General features: G+C 43.0%; 11 protein-coding genes. 2 read left to right on the forward strand and 9 right to left on the reverse strand.

The annotated features are described in order from the left end of the window. Window positions 1-2 precede the first annotated feature (2 nt). From metF to C5745_RS00625, 4 genes are all read right to left on the reverse strand, one after another. Entirely contained in the window at window positions 3-959 is a 957-nt protein-coding gene (gene metF / locus C5745_RS00610; protein WP_105715015.1) for a methylenetetrahydrofolate reductase [NAD(P)H], read from the reverse strand. 65 nt (window positions 960-1024) lie between these two features. After that, a complete protein-coding gene (gene rimM / locus C5745_RS00615) occupies window positions 1025-1552 on the reverse strand; it encodes a ribosome maturation factor RimM (protein ID WP_105715016.1) in 528 nt (175 codons plus the stop codon). 422 nt (window positions 1553-1974) lie between these two features. Next, window positions 1975-2523, reverse strand: a complete 549-nt coding sequence (locus tag C5745_RS00620; RefSeq protein ID WP_105715017.1) for a 30S ribosomal protein S16 — start codon at window positions 2521-2523, stop codon at window positions 1975-1977. A 117-nt stretch (window positions 2524-2640) separates the two neighbouring features. Continuing rightward, window positions 2641-3621, reverse strand: a complete 981-nt coding sequence (locus tag C5745_RS00625) for a hypothetical protein (protein WP_105715018.1) — start codon at window positions 3619-3621, stop codon at window positions 2641-2643. 135 nt (window positions 3622-3756) lie between these two features. Between C5745_RS00625 and C5745_RS00630 the strand changes: the two genes are divergently transcribed. Both C5745_RS00630 and C5745_RS00635 read left to right on the forward strand, forming a co-directional pair. Next, complete coding sequence (locus tag C5745_RS00630) at window positions 3757-7152, forward strand: UvrD-helicase domain-containing protein (RefSeq protein WP_105715019.1); 3396 nt, start codon at window positions 3757-3759, stop codon at window positions 7150-7152. Then, the gene (locus tag C5745_RS00635; protein WP_105715020.1) at window positions 7149-10025 is read left to right on the forward strand and encodes a PD-(D/E)XK nuclease family protein; all 2877 of its coding nucleotides are present in this window, start codon (window positions 7149-7151) and stop codon (window positions 10023-10025) included. Before C5745_RS00630 ends, C5745_RS00635 begins: the two co-directional genes overlap by 4 nt. On the opposite strand, the gene C5745_RS00640 is transcribed toward C5745_RS00635, so the two are convergent. The 5 genes from C5745_RS00640 to C5745_RS00660 form a co-directional block, all read right to left on the reverse strand. Then, on the reverse strand, window positions 10026-12101 hold the full coding sequence (locus C5745_RS00640) for a transglycosylase domain-containing protein (RefSeq protein ID WP_243403199.1): 2076 nt from the start codon (window positions 12099-12101) through the stop codon (window positions 10026-10028). 61 nt (window positions 12102-12162) lie between these two features. Next, window positions 12163-12999, reverse strand: a complete 837-nt coding sequence (locus tag C5745_RS00645; RefSeq protein WP_243403200.1) for a glycoside hydrolase family 16 protein — start codon at window positions 12997-12999, stop codon at window positions 12163-12165. Between the two features lie 49 nt (window positions 13000-13048). Continuing rightward, window positions 13049-13954 carry a hypothetical protein gene (locus C5745_RS00650; protein WP_105715023.1) on the reverse strand — a complete coding sequence of 302 codons (906 nt, stop codon included), beginning with the start codon at window positions 13952-13954 and terminating at the stop codon, window positions 13049-13051. Window positions 13955-13989: 35 nt separating this feature from the next. Continuing rightward, window positions 13990-15513, reverse strand: a complete 1524-nt coding sequence (locus tag C5745_RS00655) for a RagB/SusD family nutrient uptake outer membrane protein (protein ID WP_105715024.1) — start codon at window positions 15511-15513, stop codon at window positions 13990-13992. An 11-nt stretch (window positions 15514-15524) separates the two neighbouring features. Then, entirely contained in the window at window positions 15525-18644 is a 3120-nt protein-coding gene (locus C5745_RS00660; protein WP_105715259.1) for a SusC/RagA family TonB-linked outer membrane protein, read from the reverse strand. Between the last annotated feature and the right edge of the window lie 5 nt (window positions 18645-18649).

An 18649-nucleotide genomic window follows, 5' to 3' on the forward strand; every position in this document is an offset into this window, starting at 1 on the left:
CGCTACGCCAGTCGTTCGACAATTTTCTTGGTCGGCCCTGGATTACTCATGGTGTAAAAATGTAACACAGGCGCCTCAAATTTAATCAGCTCCTTACATTGTTCCACTAACCATTCCTCGCCTACCTGTCTCACCTCGGCATTCGTTTTGCACGTCTCTACCGCTTCGCTTAATTCCTCTGGAATATCCAAATGGAAAATCTTGGGTAGCATAATCAATTGCCTTTTGGTCGTCATCGGCTTTAAGCCTGGAATAATAGGCACATGGATACCGTTGTCCCTACATTTCGTGACAAACTCTTTATATTTTTCGACATTAAAAAACATCTGTGTTACGATAAACTCGGCACCCATTTCTACTTTTTTCTTCAGCCATTTAAAATCCGTATTAAAATTCGGCGATTCAAAATGCTTTTCTGGATAACCTGCTACGCCTATGCAGAAGTCTGTTTTCGCCGTACTTTCAATATCTTCGTGTAGGTATTTCCCGCTATTCATATCAATAACCTGTTGGAGCAGTTCCGTTGCATAAGCATGTCCACCCGGCGTGGGAACAAAGTCAGGGTCGCCCTTTCTGGCGTCACCACGGAGTACCAATACATTATCTATACCTAAAAAGTTTAAATCGATAAGCGCATTTTCAGTCTCTTCTTTGGTAAATCCACCGCAGATCAAATGAGGCACGGCATCCACTTTGTATTTGTTCATAATAGCCGCGCAAATAGCTACTGTACCCGGTCTTTTTCGGTACGCCACACGTTCCAATAGGCCACTGGTATGTTGCTTATACAGGTAATCTTCCCGGTGATAGGTCACGTCAATAAACGGAGGTTTGAACTCCATAAGCTCATCCATCGTTTTAAAAATACTTTGGATCCCTTGCCCTTTTGCGGGGGGCAACAACTCGAAAGAAAACAAGGTCTTTCCGTTTGCATTCTTTATATGGTCTATAATCTTCATTTTTATCTAAAAGTTACGAAAGATATGGAAGTTATAGGAGTTATGAAAATGAAATGCATCTTTGATTACGACTCTCGATACAGATCTATCAAACCTTCAGGCAACCCTACTTCTATCACCTGCCCTTCCTCGTCTATTCCCAGAATAAGGTCATCATTCAAAGGAAACATTAATTCCTTTCCTCCAAAATCAACGGTAGCAACAAATTGTTGCGGAAACGCTTGTACATCGATTATCTCGCCGATCTCGCCTTCGTTCTCATCTACTACAACATAACCTATCAAATCTGTGTAGCGGAAATCGTCCGGGTCTCTTTCAGGCATTTTATCTTTAGGTAGATAGACTTTCTTTTTTATAAGCTCTTTTGCTTTGTCTACATGGTCTATGTCTTCCAAATTTAAATACGCTGTACTGTTGTTGTGCAACTTTATAGTGTCCACAAAATAAGGTACTAACTTTTTGTTCACCTCCAAAAAGAGTATATCGAGGTCTAATTCATCATAGTCCTCGAATTCAAAAAACAGCTGCATTTCACCCTTTAATCCACGGGTTTTTGTGATGTAGCCTATATAAAAAGCGTCGTTAATGTTCATAACTTTTCTCTTTCTTCATTTTTTCTTGATAAAAAACGAAGCAAAAAATCAAGACTGAATATAGTTCTGCTATTTTCCTTTGTCTATTCCTAAACAAAATAAACTCGCTTCGCTCAAACAGTATTTTGTTTTTAACGGAATAGTCGACAGAAAAATGCCCGCAGAACAATATAAGGTCATTTTACTCCGCATTATCGCAATTCATCATTGATCGCGTTTGTACCCGCCCTTGCACGACCCCATCTTTAACTTCTAATGTCGCATCCGGAGATTTGAAGTCTGTAGAAACTCATCCTTAGCACTATCCACTATTTCAAATCTCCGAAGCGACGAGGTTTTTGGTTCTTTTTCACGGGGAAAAAGAACATAAGAAAAGCCGAATTTCATAAACTCGGCTTTTCTTGAATCTGTGTGAATAATAATTATCCTTCAGTTTCTTCTGTGCTTGCAGCGTCTTCTGCCGTTGCTTCTGGAGCGTCAGCAGGTGCTTCTGCTTCCGTTTCTTCCACAACTGGCGCATTTTTAGCAGCAAGAGCAGCAGCTTTCTCCGCATTTTTCTTTGCTTCGGCAGCAAGAGCAGCTTTTTTAGCTTCTTCTTTCGATTGAACTAAGCCTGTTTTCTTACCTTCAATCTTAGCGGTTTTCTCTTCCAACCACTTCGCGAATTTCTCTTCTAATTGAGTTTCGTCAAAAGCGCCTTTCTTCACACCACCTTCTAAGTGTTTTTTATAAAGAACACCTTTGTAAGAAAGGATAGCGCGAGCTGTGTCGGTAGGTTGTGCACCTACGTTCATCCAGTACAAAGCTCTGTCGAAATCCAAAACGATAGTCGCTGGGTTTGTGTTGGGGTTGTAAGAGCCTAAACGCTCAATGAATTTACCATCACGTGGAGCACGTGAATCTGCTACTACTACATGGTAAAAAGGTTTTCCTTTTTTACCGTGTCTTTGCAATCTGATTTTAGTTGCCATTCTTTTTTATTGTTTATGTATTCAACATATCCCCCGTGCTTCGCGCAAGAGGGGACGCAAAGATAAAAACTAAAAAGGAAAAATTAAAATTTATCTAAAAATCAGTTTCTTAAAAGATTATTCGTAGGTAATTACCGTGCGCTGCATAATACCGTTGCCTTCGCCAACTATTTCAGTGGGTAGTTCTAATACATTAAAACGATAGCTATATGTTGCTTTTCCTTCAAAAGAACCAAATTCCGTATCTACCAGTATTTCTTCTTGTCCAGCATCAATCCAATTAATCCCCCCTCCCTCTGGAGGAGTAAACTCAGTCTCGCCAACATCTTCCGTTTCGATTTCCCGTTGGATAGTACTGACACAGTTTAAAGGAATAACCCCAGCAAGATCAGTAGGATGAAAACCTAACTGCTTATATAGCCTCGCCAAGGGGTGTATATTAGGCAAATACGTATTCACCGTCGTTAACTGAAAGCGGCGCCCCTCATGTGAAATCGGCGAGATAGAAGCATCCATGATCCCCATTAATAGACTGGAAGAAGGATTCTCTCCCGAATACCTGTAATCTATACGCTCTTCAGCTTTTATCGCGATAATATTTGACTCCGAGCGAGTCAGCGGACGATAGACAACAGTAGATGGCTTCCGATTTATACCCTCATAAGTATAAGTTGATAACAAAATATCTTCCAGCAAATTTTCAGAGTCCCCTATTGAGATCCCACCGGGAATAGCCGGTGTCTTTTTGTAAAGACTGTCTAAATAAACCTCTTTCAGCCGTCCCCGTTCGTCCCAATGGTAAGATAATCGCTCCATATAGACCGCCTTGCCGTGCGGATGAGGAGATTCCAAGAAAACACGGCTGTATGCTACTTTGCCATCCGTTCCGTAATAAAACACCTTATCATTTACCTTTTTCAAACGACCTTGCTCATCATAAGCAAATGTAAGACGCCCCCCAGATGACGGAAGCCCATAACCTACCGTCGCAACGGTTTCCATACTCGAAATCCTATCCGATAAAAGCGCTTCCATATCATCAGATGCACAGGCTGTTAACAACCCGCAAATGAATACGATATAGAGCAGTCTTTTCATAACTTTAATTAATCAGTAGTTGTACTATTATATACAAATATATGAAAAACAAGTTGTTACTTGCTACATTTCATTATTTTTTCTTTCTATTATTTACTTTTTTGCCTTTCTCATTTTTACTCCTTACTTTGTAGCATGAATCCTGTTGCTCCTTTAAAAATACTGAAAGCCTCGGCTGGTTCGGGAAAGACTTTTAGCCTTACGCTTCATTACCTTACCTTATTGCTATCCAATGAAAATAGCTATCGGGAGATTCTTGCGGTGACGTTTACCAACAAAGCCACGGCAGAAATGAAGGAACGGATACTCCGTGTGCTACAAGGTTTAGCAACAGCTGACAAAAATCCAAAAATAGAGGACTTTAGGCGACTTCTACTCGAACAATTTCCCGCATGGGATGCATCGCTACTGCAACAAAAATCGCATCACGTATACCGTAAAATCCTACATGATTACAGCCGTTTTACGGTCAGTACCATAGACGGATTCTCGCAAAAGGTTATCCGTAGCTTCACATATGAACTCAATCTCGACGCTGCGTATAAAATAGAGATGAACACAGCGAAGGTAAAACAAGATTTATCCATTATGCTCAACCAACTGTTGGACGAACGTCCTGATTTACTAGAATGGATTATCGACTACGCTGAGAAAAAAATAGCCCGCAATGAAAACTGGAACTACCGGCAACAGCTCCTCGGCCTCGCTAACTTAATTTTTACAGAGAATTTTCAAGAGTTTAATGCCTATTTAGCCTCCGCTCAAGCTGGGGATATATTTACGCTTCTCAATAATGATGTTCAGGAAAAAACAAAGTTTTTTCTCGATACATTAAGCCAAACCATTCAGACCTTTACGGTAACCTTTCGATCATTTGATGTCACCGCCGAGGAATTAAAAGGAAAATCTCGCAACAAGCTTATCGCCGCTAGCAAAATCAGCGAGCATATCCATAAACAATCCCCCTCCGAACTTCAGAAGCACTTTGATCGTTTCTTGGTACTATTGGATGACGAAGATGCCTATACTACAACCGATAAACGCGTACGTTATGATATCCGGCAGGCATTGCAACCTATCCTCCAACAATTTACAGATTTATACAAGTTATTTCCCACATTCATTGCCTATCAGTCCGTACAAAATAACCTGTATTACCTACGGTTACTGAAAGAAATGAGCGATTTGCTAAGTCAATGGAGAAAAGAAAACGGTGCCCAACTCATTTCGGATGCACAGGTATTATTGAATAGATTAGGACTAGACGAACATAATGATCCCACTTTTATCTGGGAAAAAATCGGCAATCGTTACAACTATTTCCTGTTTGATGAATTTCAGGATACCTCGCGTATTCAATGGAAAAATTATAGTCCGTTATTAATAAATGCCCTAGGGAATGCCAAACGAAAAATCAATGAGCACCTCATCGTTGGTGATGTAAAGCAAAGTATCTATCGTTGGCGAAATGGCGACTGGCGTATTTTATTACAGCAGGTCGAAGATCAAATAGCACAGACCTTCCATTTGTCCGAACAACAACGCGCCAACTTTATAGAGAATGGCACCCTAGAAACAAATTTCCGGAGCTTTCCGCATATTGTTACCTTAAATAATTACCTTTTTGCTGCCATTCCAGAAAAGCTACAGGAGATCCTAAACGAGAAAGTGATGGGGTGCTTGGATGAGGAAGGTCAGCATTGGTGGAGGACTTCCGGCAACATCGAAATGCTAGTCAAGGCGTATAAAAATAGTCAACAGCAAATCCCACTTCATCGGCAAAATGACCCAAACAAAGTGGGTTCGATAGAAATTCAATATCTGCCTGTGCAGGACGGACGCTACCGGCGGAACCAAGTCATGGAAGACGCCCTGCAGCTCCTCTGCGACAAAATTCACGTATGGATTTCCTCGGGTCGTTACGAGGCTAAGCAAATCGGTATACTCGTACGGAGCAATGCCCAAGCACGTCATGTCATTGAAACGTTGATGCGTCACAAGAACGATACCGGGTTGGCGTTCGACGTCATTTCTGGCGATGCCTTGTACCTGTCCTCCAATGATGCGATCTTATTGCTTATAGAAACACTCAGAGCGCTGGTATATACCACAGACAAACATGTCATTCATCGTGCAAAAATGGCTTACCTCTACCAGATCATCAGCCGACAGCAAACATTTGATCACGCATATTGGTTGGTATTCAAGAATAACAATCTTAGTGATATCGAAGCCATACTGCCCACCGAACTGCCAAATCAATGGCCCAAATTACAACAATCACCTCTCATACACCTTGTCGAACAGCTGATCGAAATATATGGACTACATGAGACCAACAACATCCATATCCCTTATCTGCTGGCGTTCAAGGACATCGTTTCCGCCTTTTCCGCCGCAGGCGAACGCGGTATTACGCAATTTCTAGAATACTGGGAAGAAGACGGCAACAACACTGCTTTGCCAACACATGGAAAAGTAGACGCGATTGAAGTGACCACGATACACAAATCTAAAGGGCTGGCTTATGATGTTGTGATGCTTCCTTTTTGCTCTTGGGACCTGGACGGTATGATTAATGGTGATTTTTGGATCGATACCGCCGATTCTCCCTTTCAAGCATTAGGCAAAATACCAATAAAATACAGTGGAGCCATTGGTAACTCGATTTTCTACAAGCAATATTTTGAAGAAATGTTATTCAATTACATGGACGCACTGAACACATTTTATGTCGCGACGACCAGAGCCGTTCAGCATCTGTATGTATTAGCGCCATCGTTTAAAGAAAATGTAAATAAAAAAACGGGCGAAGTACTTGGGTGCGACGTTAAGAATGAATACATCAGCGACTTGCTATATCAGGTCCTAACGGACAAGCAATCCCCCTTTCCATTCTTCGAAAATCAACTATTGGCAGACCACCCTATCTCCGAAACACCAGAGGAACCATCAAAACAACCGCAGGAAGATCCAATGTCGGTCGAGACGAATGTGATACACCGCAATATCAGCTTGTCATCCTATCCCATCTCTTCGGAATTACAAAATGCTTTCGATAAATCCAACAAACGAAGTATCAATAATATCTTGATGTTGGAGAAAGCTGCACAATACGGTATTCTTGCACACGAAATCATGTCGGAGATTACTAGCGAACCGGAGATAGACAAACTTGTGGACAGCTATATTGAAAATGGCATTCTGACCGCGGAAGACCGCCCATTTCTTTTACAAGAAATCCATCAGATATGGCATCATCCTATTATCAACCAATGGTTAACGGGCAACTACAAGATTTGGAACGAAGCGAGTATCATCCTGGAAAATGGGGAGACCATCCGGCCGGATAAGGTTTTTACCAGTGAGGAAGAAACGATTGTGCTCGATTTTAAATTTACAAAAGGCGATTATGCCGACCATCAATGGCAGGTGGATAGTTACAAAAAAGCACTGCGTAACCTCGGATATACCAACGTAAAGGGATACCTCTATTACGCGAAGATTAACGAATTAGTTGAAGTGAAATGAACAAACCTTTCTTACATATAGTTGCAGAAGATATTTATCAGCGCTTTGGGAACGATCTAGCGGACATCGCCGTCGTATTCAACAATAAGCGTCCTATTACTTATTTGAAGAAGCATTTGGCAGACGTATACGGCAAGGCGATATGGTCTCCACAATTTTTCACCATTCAAGAATTTTTTAAACAAGCTTCTGATGCAGCTGAGGCTTCACAGCTCACCCAGTTTTTTTATCTTTTCCAATTACATAATGAGTTGTTGGTTGCAGAAGGCGTTGAACCGGAAACACTGGAAGATTTTTATCCTATCGCAGAAATTATCTTGAGCGATTTTGGGCAATTGGACTATGAGCTCGTCGATATTGACCAGATTTTTATGGAGCTGTATGATACGACCAAAATTGATATAACCTTTCAGCATTTTACGGCTGAACAGCAACATTTCATTCGTCAGTTCTGGCAATCGTTTAGTATTGCCGGTCATAGTGGTTTGCAGCAGCGCTTTCTGAAGCTGTGGAAGCGGCTCCCTAAACTTTATAAGGCTTTCAAACAAAAATTAGCGCAGGAAAAACAATTAAATTACCCAACGTTGTATCGCAATCTGGTGGAAGGACATGTTGCCTATCCCCATTTTACGCATCGTTATAAAAAGATTCTATTTGTAGGTTTTAATGCGCTGAGCAAAGCGGAAGTGCGACTATTCCAAAAATGGCAGGAAGAAGAGCGGACACTCTTCTATTTCGATACGGATGCCTATTACATGGACGATCCTCAGCAAGAAGCTGGTCTGTTTATCCGTCGTAATATCAAAAGCTACGGTTTAACAAACGCACTTGGTGCTCCTCCCGATATACTGGGCAATAGAGACACGACAGTACAGCTATATGCCGCTAATGGCAAGAATAGCCAGACGAAGATTTTACACGATGTATTAAAAGCTTCTGAATCATCTGATCAAAGCGCAGCTATCCTGCTAGCCGACGAAAGTCTTCTCGTTCCCCTACTGCAAAGTTTGCCCGACACAAAACCTAATATCACAACGGGCTATCCGCTTACACAATCGCCAATATACGGGCTACTAAATCTATGGATGGATGTACAAGAAGAAGTTTCGCATCGCAATAGACTAAAGATTCCTTTTCAATTTATAGAAACATTCATTAACCACCCCCTAACGGGTGTTTCTGTTGTCGAAAGAGAAATTTTGTTAAAAGAAATAACGGAGAAGCAACTACTAGAAGTTGATATCCGTATGGTGACGATTGCAAGCAGCGTATTTCCCCGATTTTTCAACCCATTATCGAGTCCCGCCACGCTTATACCAACGCTGGTACACTTATTAGAAAATCTACTTGTGTCCATAGCCGCACGCGACCGCATTAGCCAAATCGACAGTAACCTGATTATTGAAACAAAGAAGGTGCTGAATCAGCTAAAACAAGGGATAGATGCCATCACGCCTACTTCCGTTGCTTTCCAAATTGGATTAATCCGGAAAGCCATCGCCCCTATCAATTCGGCCATCGAAGGAGATCCTTTAAACGGCTTACAGATCATGGGGTTATTGGAAAGCCGTTGTTTGAATTTCGACCATATTTATATACTTGGAGCCAACGAAGGTATCCTCCCAAAAACAGCAAGTTCTCCAACTTTTCTTCCTAATAGTTTGCGTCGGGCCTATGCTCTCCCTGTTCTAGAAAACCAAGATGCGCTTTCCGCTTATCTATTTTATCGTCATTTTCAATATAGCAATGAGCTACACGTCTTCTACAACAGCTTGGTCGATGAGAACAGCACCGGAGAGGAAAGTCGTTTCATTAAGCAGTTGCAATTCGAGAGTAATTTCCATTTCACCATTAATACGCAGCAGCAATCCATACGTTTTCCAGAGGCTGGAGAAGAATTGGTCATCCCGAAAGAAGGTGCCATATGGCAAAAATTATGGAACACCTTTATTATTGAAAAGAAAAAATTATCCGCTACCGCACTGACCACCTATTTACAATCGCCGCTACAGTTTTTTCTGAAACATGTTGCTGAAATAAAAGAGCCACCGGCTATTTCTCATGAATTCGAGATGAACAAACTGGGTATCGTTATTCACAATGTAATGGAAACCATCTTAAAACCTTACAAGGGATTATCGGATTTCACCCCCACAAAAGTGTTGGAAACAAAACTGTCGGATGTTGACGAACTGGTTGTTCGGGAAATCGGCACGCAATACCATACAGAAATCACATCTGTTAATGAGTTGAATAGTATGCAACGTATCATGCACAAAATTGCTTCAGCATACATCGGGGTGTATTTAGAATACGACATAACGCATTATAAGGGCTTCCGGATTATCGAACTAGAGAACACGGAAGATTATACATTCGATTTCCCGATTCTTGTCAACGGAAAAGAAGAGGCGGTCCGCTTGTTTGGTATTATAGACCGCGTGGATGAGGTATTGACCCATGAGAACCAGGTTTTACCACGTATTGTAGATTATAAAACCGGTGGCGATAGTGTCGCGTTTAAAAACATCGAGAAAGTGTTTGCGGCAAACACCGAAAACAAAGCAATGATACAAACATTGTTCTATGCTTATGTATTTGAGCAAGTAACGGGTCGAAAGCACTTAGAGCCCCATCTATATGTCGCGCGGCGCATGCGTGAAGAAGGAACTTTATTCTGCAAGGGAAGTGATACATTAGCAGGAGAGACCTTACGTGTCATAAAAACGGATTTCGTAAATTTTCTTCGTACAACGTTGGAGGAAATCTTTAACCCGGACATTCCTTTTAAACACGATCCTGAAAGTAAAGTTTACCCATCAGATCCTTATACATTGTTTTACCGGAATGCCTTGAAGGATGTCGAGGAGTGATTACTCCTCTGGCTCTTCTTTGCCAAAAAGTTTTTCCAGCAGGCTTCTTCGTCGGGCTTCGTCCCTCTCCATCTCTTGCATAATAGCTTCTTGTTCGGGGTCTATTTCGTTGAAAGTTGTATCTATCAATCCTTTTGGTCTCGGCGGCCGCAATCCCGGTTCGAGCACAACGCCGTAAAAACCATAGGCTTCTGGAACTTGCTCATCTTGCAGCTGTCCAAGTTTATTCATGATATAACCATATGTATTGAAATGCCTTTTTACCCAAGGTTTTAGGTTCCCTGTATAATCAAAAGACGAAAGCCCGGTCTTTGGACGTGGAATAATACTGGAAAGGAACAAGCTCTCGCCAATATTTAGCTGAGCTGGCGTTTTACCAAAATAGTAAGCCGATGCTTCATGGATACCGTATACATTTTTGCCCCATTCGATCACATTTAGGTAGACTTCAAACATACGGTCTTTGCTTACCTGCCCGGAGGTTTCCATCAACCATACCAACAAAATCTCTTCGAATTTCCGCATCATCGTTTTATTGCGGTTCAAGAATACATTTTTAACCAACTGCATTGTAATGGTACTCGCCCCGCGTTTAAATGCACGTTCCTTAACATTTGTAGCTATAGACAGCTTAAAAGCTTCTTCCTCAAATCCTTTATGTTGGTAGAAATATGGATCTTCTGTATTCAATACTGTTTTCTTCAGGATAGACGCCACCTGATTTAAAGGTGTGAATTTAGGATTTTGCGGCCCCACCACAATCTCCCGCATGCGTATCGTATCTTCGTATGCATTGTAGGTGAATGCGGTGTTTAACTGGCTGATATCGGCTTCCCCCCATTTGACTATTTTCAGCTCCTTGTCATCGACTTTGGAATTGAACAGTAAACTATCCGGCTCAGCAAGATTGATTGAAAAGTCCAGATCGTACGCTATTTTTCCTTCCACTTCAATACCGTCTAATGTTTCAAACAAGCCCTGTGGCATAGCATCAAATAACTTTTTTGCTTCGAACTTACCCGTATGAATAGATAGGCTAACCATTTTATCCGGTTTGGGAATATATTTGATATAGGGTTGAAACTCAAATTCCTTTACCCGGATTTTACTCGCTGGATCAATTTCTATCGCCGTTTTGCCGATATTAAGTTGTCCCTCACCAATAGCTTCTGGGAGAACAACCTCTTCGTCCGAAAGACGTCGGTGGTGCACACGCAGGTTATCAAAGGACCACCCGCCGGCAAGTGTTAAAGAGTCTTTAGTGACCCGCTTGACTTGCGCGAGGTCGAACATTATTTTGTCGAAACTCACCCTTAGTCCGAACTTCCCACGTAAAAAAGGAAGTTCTACGTTTTTTTCCTCGGCCGATACCTCAATTCGTAATTGTTGCTTATCAGGATTCACGCGCCCGCTCAGATTCCATTGCGCATCGTGGTCATTCAGAAAAAGACTTGTCTCGAAATCGCCTCCATCCATCACGGCTTCCGGCAAACGAATTCGCTGGTGGACGCTGTCATCCTGGTAAGAAAGCTGAAAGTTTTCTAATTCCATATTTCGCGGAATCTTAAAAAACACTTGCTTTATCACCCCGTCAATCAACGAAGCATAATTACTTTCTATATTTTCTTCTACCTGAACCGTCGTATCTTTGGTGTCCCTTTTAAACAAAAAATCGTAGTTACTGGTAGAATCACGCTTTAGGAGCGTTACATCCGCGTTTTGTAAAATCAGATTACCGATTTTCACATCGCCGAACAACAAGGGAAACAGTCGAACCGACACCGCCATGCGTTCAATTTTCGCCAAGGTATCCCGTTGTTTCGGTACGACTTCAATATCTTGTAAAGTTACAGTAGTCAAGCCTGTAAACGAGTACGCTTCTACATTAAAATCGATATGATAACGCGAACGCAGGGTGTTTTCCACTTTTGCCATTGCCTCATCGAGCATCCGCGTACGAACGGAGAGTGCTACAACAAGGCCAATTATTAACAACAAAAGAAAAGTGCCTCCAGTTATTAGGGCAATTTTCTTTTGCTTCTGTGTTAAAGAAGGTAACTTTTCGAATATCCGCATACCAATCTATTTCCGTTCTAAAAATAGGGTATTTTTTCTGAAAAGTATCTATCCTCTTTCTTTACGGATTCAACAAATCATAAACACGTACGTAATCAACCTGATATTGGACAGGGTAAACTTCCTCGTCAATCCCCTGCTGTCCACCCCAGTCGCCACCAACAGCTAGATTCAACAGCCAATGAAACTTCTGGTCAAAAGGCCAAACTTTGTATCCTGTCCCTTCGTTAGGAAAATTGAATAATTGAACGTCATCTACAAAACCGCGAATATAGGCAGGTGTCCAATCTACCCGAAAGGTATGAAATTCGGTCGTGGCATTCTGTATCTTCCTAAACGCCGTCTTCTGTGTTCCAATGGAATGGTTATAGGCTTCCGTATGTACGCTGATATGTACGACGTCTTGGTCATATCCTACATGCTCCAAGATATCGATCTCTCCCGATGCCGGCCAATCCCCGTAGGTCCAGTCGCTTGGCAACATCCACGCCGCCGGCCAAGTCCCACGGCCTTGCGGCACTTTGGCTTTTACCTCAAACCGGCCATAGAGAAAGTCACCTTTTCCTTTGCTTATCAAGCGTGTGGACGTATAGCCGCTACCTTCGTAAGTTTCTTTACGAGCAGTGATCGTCAATAAGCCGTCTGCCACTTGCACATTTTCCGAACGCGCTTCCGTGTAATATTGTAACTCATTATTTCCCCAGCCGCTTCCTCCTATATCGTAGCTCCATTTATCCGTATCAGGAAGCCCCTCGTAATCAAACTCGTCGGCCCAAGAGGGTGTGGCCGAAAACTCATATTCCTTTGGAGCTGGAGGTTCGGGAACCACGATATTGTTCACGTACGACTTTTCAGAACACGACAACAAAACTGCAAAAGGTATTAGCCAAAAATTCATATTTTTTTTCATTTTAATTTTAATCAAAGGATTATTTCAAATTATCGTATCACTCAAAGGATCTTAATGTAAATGTCCACCAACCATCGCCTCCGATATTAACCCCGATTTTCAATAAGTCATACCCTTGCCCGTTTACATCTTTCTGCATATCCAGAATATCGTACAATACATAATCCCTTACCGGACCTGTATCTGTTTCGCCGCCGTTGTGTGCTTTCTTTACACCAATATGTGCACCTTTGCCCATTAAGCGAAGCTGTCCTAATTTTTTAACGCCAGCTCCCTCAACAACACCATATTGGAACGTTCCGGAATTCCATAGCGCTTGGTCGCCTTTCAAATTACCTGCAGGTTCACAGCCTGCCGTTTTATTCCCTAAGTAACCATCGGCAAAGAAATCACCTTTGTTGTCATAAGCAAACGTGCCTTCGGCATTAAAAGAAAAGGTAAATTCGTCATCAAACTCACAAGATCTCGTCACGATATCTGCCGTACCGCTGCTCCACCAGTCGCCATTATCCGGCCCTGGTCCGACTTTAAATGCTCCTGCCTCTGGATTCAACCGCCATGTTTTCTGCGTACAACTTGCCAAAAAACCCAACAATTTCTCATCGCTGCATGCCTCGGGATCGTCTGCCGATACCGACACCGTTTTGGTAACACTCGCCATCCCTCCTTGCCCTGTCACATCTAATTTCACATCATAGGAGCCTCCAAAAATTAAATTAACCTCTACCACATCTCCTTCCAGCTTCTGTCCACTACTCATTATCGTCCATCTGGCAATAGTTGGTGTACTGGTTGTATTTGTCAGTTTGATTCGTCCCGGCCCTATCTCCTCCGCTTCAAAACTGGGTTGCGGTAAATCATTTAATGATAAATTCTCCCCTTCAATCTGACAAGATTGCACGAAGATCAACAGAAGCACGGCTCCCCAGATCTTCGTTTTCATTACTATTTTATAGTCGATTATCATGATGCTATTCTTTATTTTGTTCCACCGTATTCTTTATTTTGCTCCAACAAGGTATTATCCAATTCCAATAACGGAATAGGTAACACTTCGTGTTTACCCGCTACGAAGCCTCTGTCTCCCAGTGCTGTCGAGGCATCTCCCCAACGTACAAGATCAAACCAACGGTGTCCTTCACCCGCTAGTTCCAATCTACGTTCACGTTTGATGTTTTCGAAAGTAGCTGATATAGCAGCTAGTCCTACCCGAGCGCGCACCGCATTTAAGAGCGCCGCCGCTCGCGTGGCATCGCCCCCTCCCCTTACTAAGGCTTCCGCTTCAAGCAGATAGGTATCTGCCAATCGGATTTCCAAAATGTTTTGTGGAAAATTGAGTTCATATGTGCCCGCACCAGTCCAACGATTAGATTCCCTACCGGCATATTTCTCTAGAAAATAGCCCGTATCCATATATCCTGGCGTATAAGATGCCTTTCCTTCCGCTACCAGTTGGTTCATATCAATGATCGTATAGGGGTATCGCGGGTCATTCCGCATCACATCTGCCAAATTTTGCGTTATCGGTAAAAACCCCCAGCCGGCCACATAATCCGGCGCTCCTGCGCCTTGTCCGTAACTACGTGGGCCTGCCATGATGTTCAGGATGTTCCCTTCGGTACATTGGATACAATCCCAAATCCCGACGGACGTATTGGTAAATGAAATTTCTAGGATAGATTCGGTATTGAATTTATTCTCAACTTGGAAGATGTCTCGATAATTGTCCAATAGCCGGTAGCCATACTGGCTACTTTGGCCGGGTGTTCCGTTCACGTCGGCAAGTTCCGCTGCGGCTTGGGTAAATTTTTCCTGTTGCAGATATACTTTTCCCAAAATGGCCTTAGCCGTACCTTGAGAAAACCTTCCTGCTTCTTTCTCACGCGAGACAGTTGATGGGAGATCAGGTATCGCTTCATTCAAATCTTTCTCCATCAATGCATATACATCGGCAGGATTGGCTTGCGTTACCTGATATATCTCATCTCCTGCTAACGGCACTTCGATTAACGGGATATTACGGAAATAGCGAATGAGATCGAAATAAAAATAAGCTCGCAATGCTTTCGATTCAGCCGTGAATCGCGCTTTTTCCTGTTCGTCCATCGGAATATCTGGTAATTTTTGCAACAACACATTGGCACGCATAATGCCCATATAATTTCGTTGCCAAAGATCTTCCTGCGGCCCTACGGCCGGTGTAAGCGAATAATTTGACCAGGCCTGAAGATGTGGAAGATCAGATGAACCTCCACCACCCGCATAGTGGTCGTCCGAAGCTGCCGACGTGGTTAATATTTTTGTGGTGTAGTTGGACGCCTGATATCCGACCACATCGTAGATAGCCACCAAACCATTGTAGGCTTCCTGCCTGTTTTTATAATAATTCCCCTCCAAATCCGTTCCACGCGGTTTCAATTCTAAAAAGCTGTCTGAACAAGATTGCAGACCGAGAAAAGAAAGACTAGCTATGGCGGTAAATAATTTGATATATCGTTTCATTGTAACGTTATTTAAAATGCAACATTAAGCCCAAACATAAACGACCGTGCTTGTGGATAAATACCCCGGTCAATACTCATGACGTCGCCACCGATTTCCGGGTCAAAACCGGAGTACCGGGTAAAGGTCAACAAGTTTTCCGCCATGACATATATCCTTGCCTTTTGCAATTTGATACGCTGTGTCCAATCCGTTGGCAAGGTATAACCCAACTGCACCGTTTTAAAACGGAAATAACTTCCATCCTCCAAATAGAAATCGGATGGATTCGTGAAATTGTTGTTACCATCTGCATCCGTTAGGCGTGGAAAATCAGCGGAAGACCCCTCCCCTGTCCAGCGACCCAAAGCACGCTTTGAATAGTTGGCGTTGTTCACGTCCAATCGGCGTAAACCTTGAAAAACTTTGTTTCCTGCAACACCTTGTCCGAAAATTACGGCATCTAAATTTTTCCATGCCAGGTTTAATGTGAAACCGAACGACCAGTTGGGTGTCGGATCGCCAATAAAAGTGCGATCGTTCTCATTGATAACGCCATCGCCATTGATATCTTCCCATCTAAAATCACCCGGACGTGCATTGGGTTGGATCAAATTGCCTTCACTGTTCGTATATGCATCAACTTCGGCTTCGTTTTGAAATATCCCAGCAGTTTGGAAGCCATAAAAGGAATTATAGGCTTGGCCGACAATAGTTCGCGTAATCTCATAACTAGATGCCTGAAACCGCTCCCCGCTTAAAAAGCTTACGCCTGCGCCTATATCGGTTACCTTATTTTTTAAATAAGAAACATTTCCGTTCAATGAAAATTGAACTTCCCCTATCTTATCGTTGTACCCCAGTTCTAATTCCACACCTGTGTTTTCCATATCCGCTACGTTTGCAGCGGGATTTCCAATAGCGCCTACATAAAATGGAATACGGGGATTCTGTAAAATACCGGTAGTCACCTTTTTATACCAGTCAAAGGTCACACTGAACTTTTTGAGGACAGTCGCCTCCAATCCGATATTCGCTTGGCTTGTTTGCTCCCAGCGCAAGTCTGGATTGGAAGGTGCATTTGGGCTATAGCCTATGGTCGGCATGTCGCCTGTACCAATAGTGTAATTTCTGCCGCCGCTGACTGTTGAGAGATAGGCAAAATCACCGATGTTATCTATACCCACTACACCGTAACCTCCCCTAATCTTCAACATATTGATATAAGGATTGCCGGCTAGAAAGTCTTCCCGACTGGCGACCCATCCCAATGAAAAGGAAGGAAAAACACCATATTTATTATTGGACCCGAAGCGGGAAGATCCATCACGACGCACCAGTCCCTCCAACAAGTACTTTTCTCTGTAGTTATAATTGATACGGGCAAATAAAGATGATACCGTATGTCCAACATTTTCATATCCCGTTGCCTCCCGTTGGTCGGACGGCAGGTTGTAATTGAGAGACGCATCTTCATAATTATTGACTGGCAGACCGAAATAGGTTACATAAAGGCCTCTAGCCCGATTGTCATAATACGCTCCCTGCCCTAGCAATACGGTAAAATTATGTCCTTCGATATCACGGGTATAGGAAATTGTGTTCTCCAAGTTCCAATCGAAACCCCTATGGTTCGCACGACCAAAACTATTTTCATCTCTTTTGACTAGGCTATTCAGGTAATGAACAGGTGTAAAGTTCTCGTCGCCCCAGAATGATAGCTTCGAACCCAATGCAGACCGTATTTTCAATCCTTCTAAGGGGCTGATTTCTCCATATACATTTCCAACAATATTATCTGACCAGCCATGGTTGCCCAATCGGGTTTGCGTATACGCCAGCGGGTTTGTCAATTCCTGCAATACCAGGGTAGATATTCCGTAGGGGTTACCGAATGCATCTCTTGGCACCGCTTCTGTAAGATACGGCCTATCCGTATCATTTAAGACATCTGGATCGGTTTCTATGACGGGCGTAACGGGATCAAGGTTGATAGCCGACGAAAGGGGACCACCATATTCACTGTTGGTATTTCCGATTCCTTGGCTTCGCTCATGGGAATAACCCAGGTTCTGTCCTAAAGTCAGCCATTTTGCAATTTTGTGCTCCGAGTTCAGACGAATGTTTACCCGCTTATAGTTCGAAATTTCTGAAGCTACAATCCCTTCTTGAGACAGGTAGCCAAAGGAGCTATAAAACGTAGATACATCATTTCCACCGCTTACACTCAATTCATGATTCTGCCGAAAAGCGCTATTATTGAAAATTTGTTCTTGCCAGTCCGTGCCTTCGCCCAATGATAGTGGATCACTGAATCTAGGCGTTCCTCCTGCTGCTATCGCCGACTCGTTGCGTAGCGTAGCATATTCGGCGGCATTCAATAAACTTAGTTTTCGTGCCGGTGCCGACGTACCTAAAAAGGTATTGTAATTAATTCTAGGGGTACCTATAGCACCTTTCTTAGTTGTTACCAAGATAACGCCCGCAGCTGCCCGTGCTCCATAAATCGCCTGTGAAGACGCGTCTTTTAGGACTTCAATAGATTCGATATCCGATTGATTAAGGTAACTGATCCCCCCGGCATCGACGACAACGCCGTCAACTACCCACAACGGATTATTATTACCGAAGGTCGTAATACCCCGAACACGGATGGTAGCTGCTGAGCCCGGTTGTCCCGAATTAGCAGCGATAGTCAAGCCCGAAGTTCTTCCTTGCAGGGACTGTTCAATACGGGTAACAGGCATTGTCTCGAGATCACTGGCTTTCACACTGCTGATCGCGCCTGTAACAACGCTCTTTTTTTGCGTTCCGTATCCTACTACAACGACTTCTTCGAGTTCATCCCGATTTTCCTGCATCTGTACGTTATACGTTTCCCCTGCAGCTACTTTTACTTCGAGCGCATGCATACCCACTTGCCTAAATATCAGTGTGGCTCCTTCAACAGGTACTTCCATAACATAGGATCCGGAAGCATCTGTACTTGTGGCTACTGAACTTCCGCGGACAGCGACTGTAACTCCTGCCAAAGGTTCTTGGTTGGTCGCGGACGTCACCCGTCCCCGTACTTGCCGTGTTTGCGCAGTAAGTTCCGTTAGGGAAAAGTACACACACAGCAGCAAACATGCATGTAAAATTCTAATTCTCATAAGTT

Source organism: Sphingobacterium haloxyli, assembly GCF_002980525.1.
Classification (GTDB): Bacteria; Bacteroidota; Bacteroidia; order Sphingobacteriales; family Sphingobacteriaceae; genus Sphingobacterium; species Sphingobacterium haloxyli.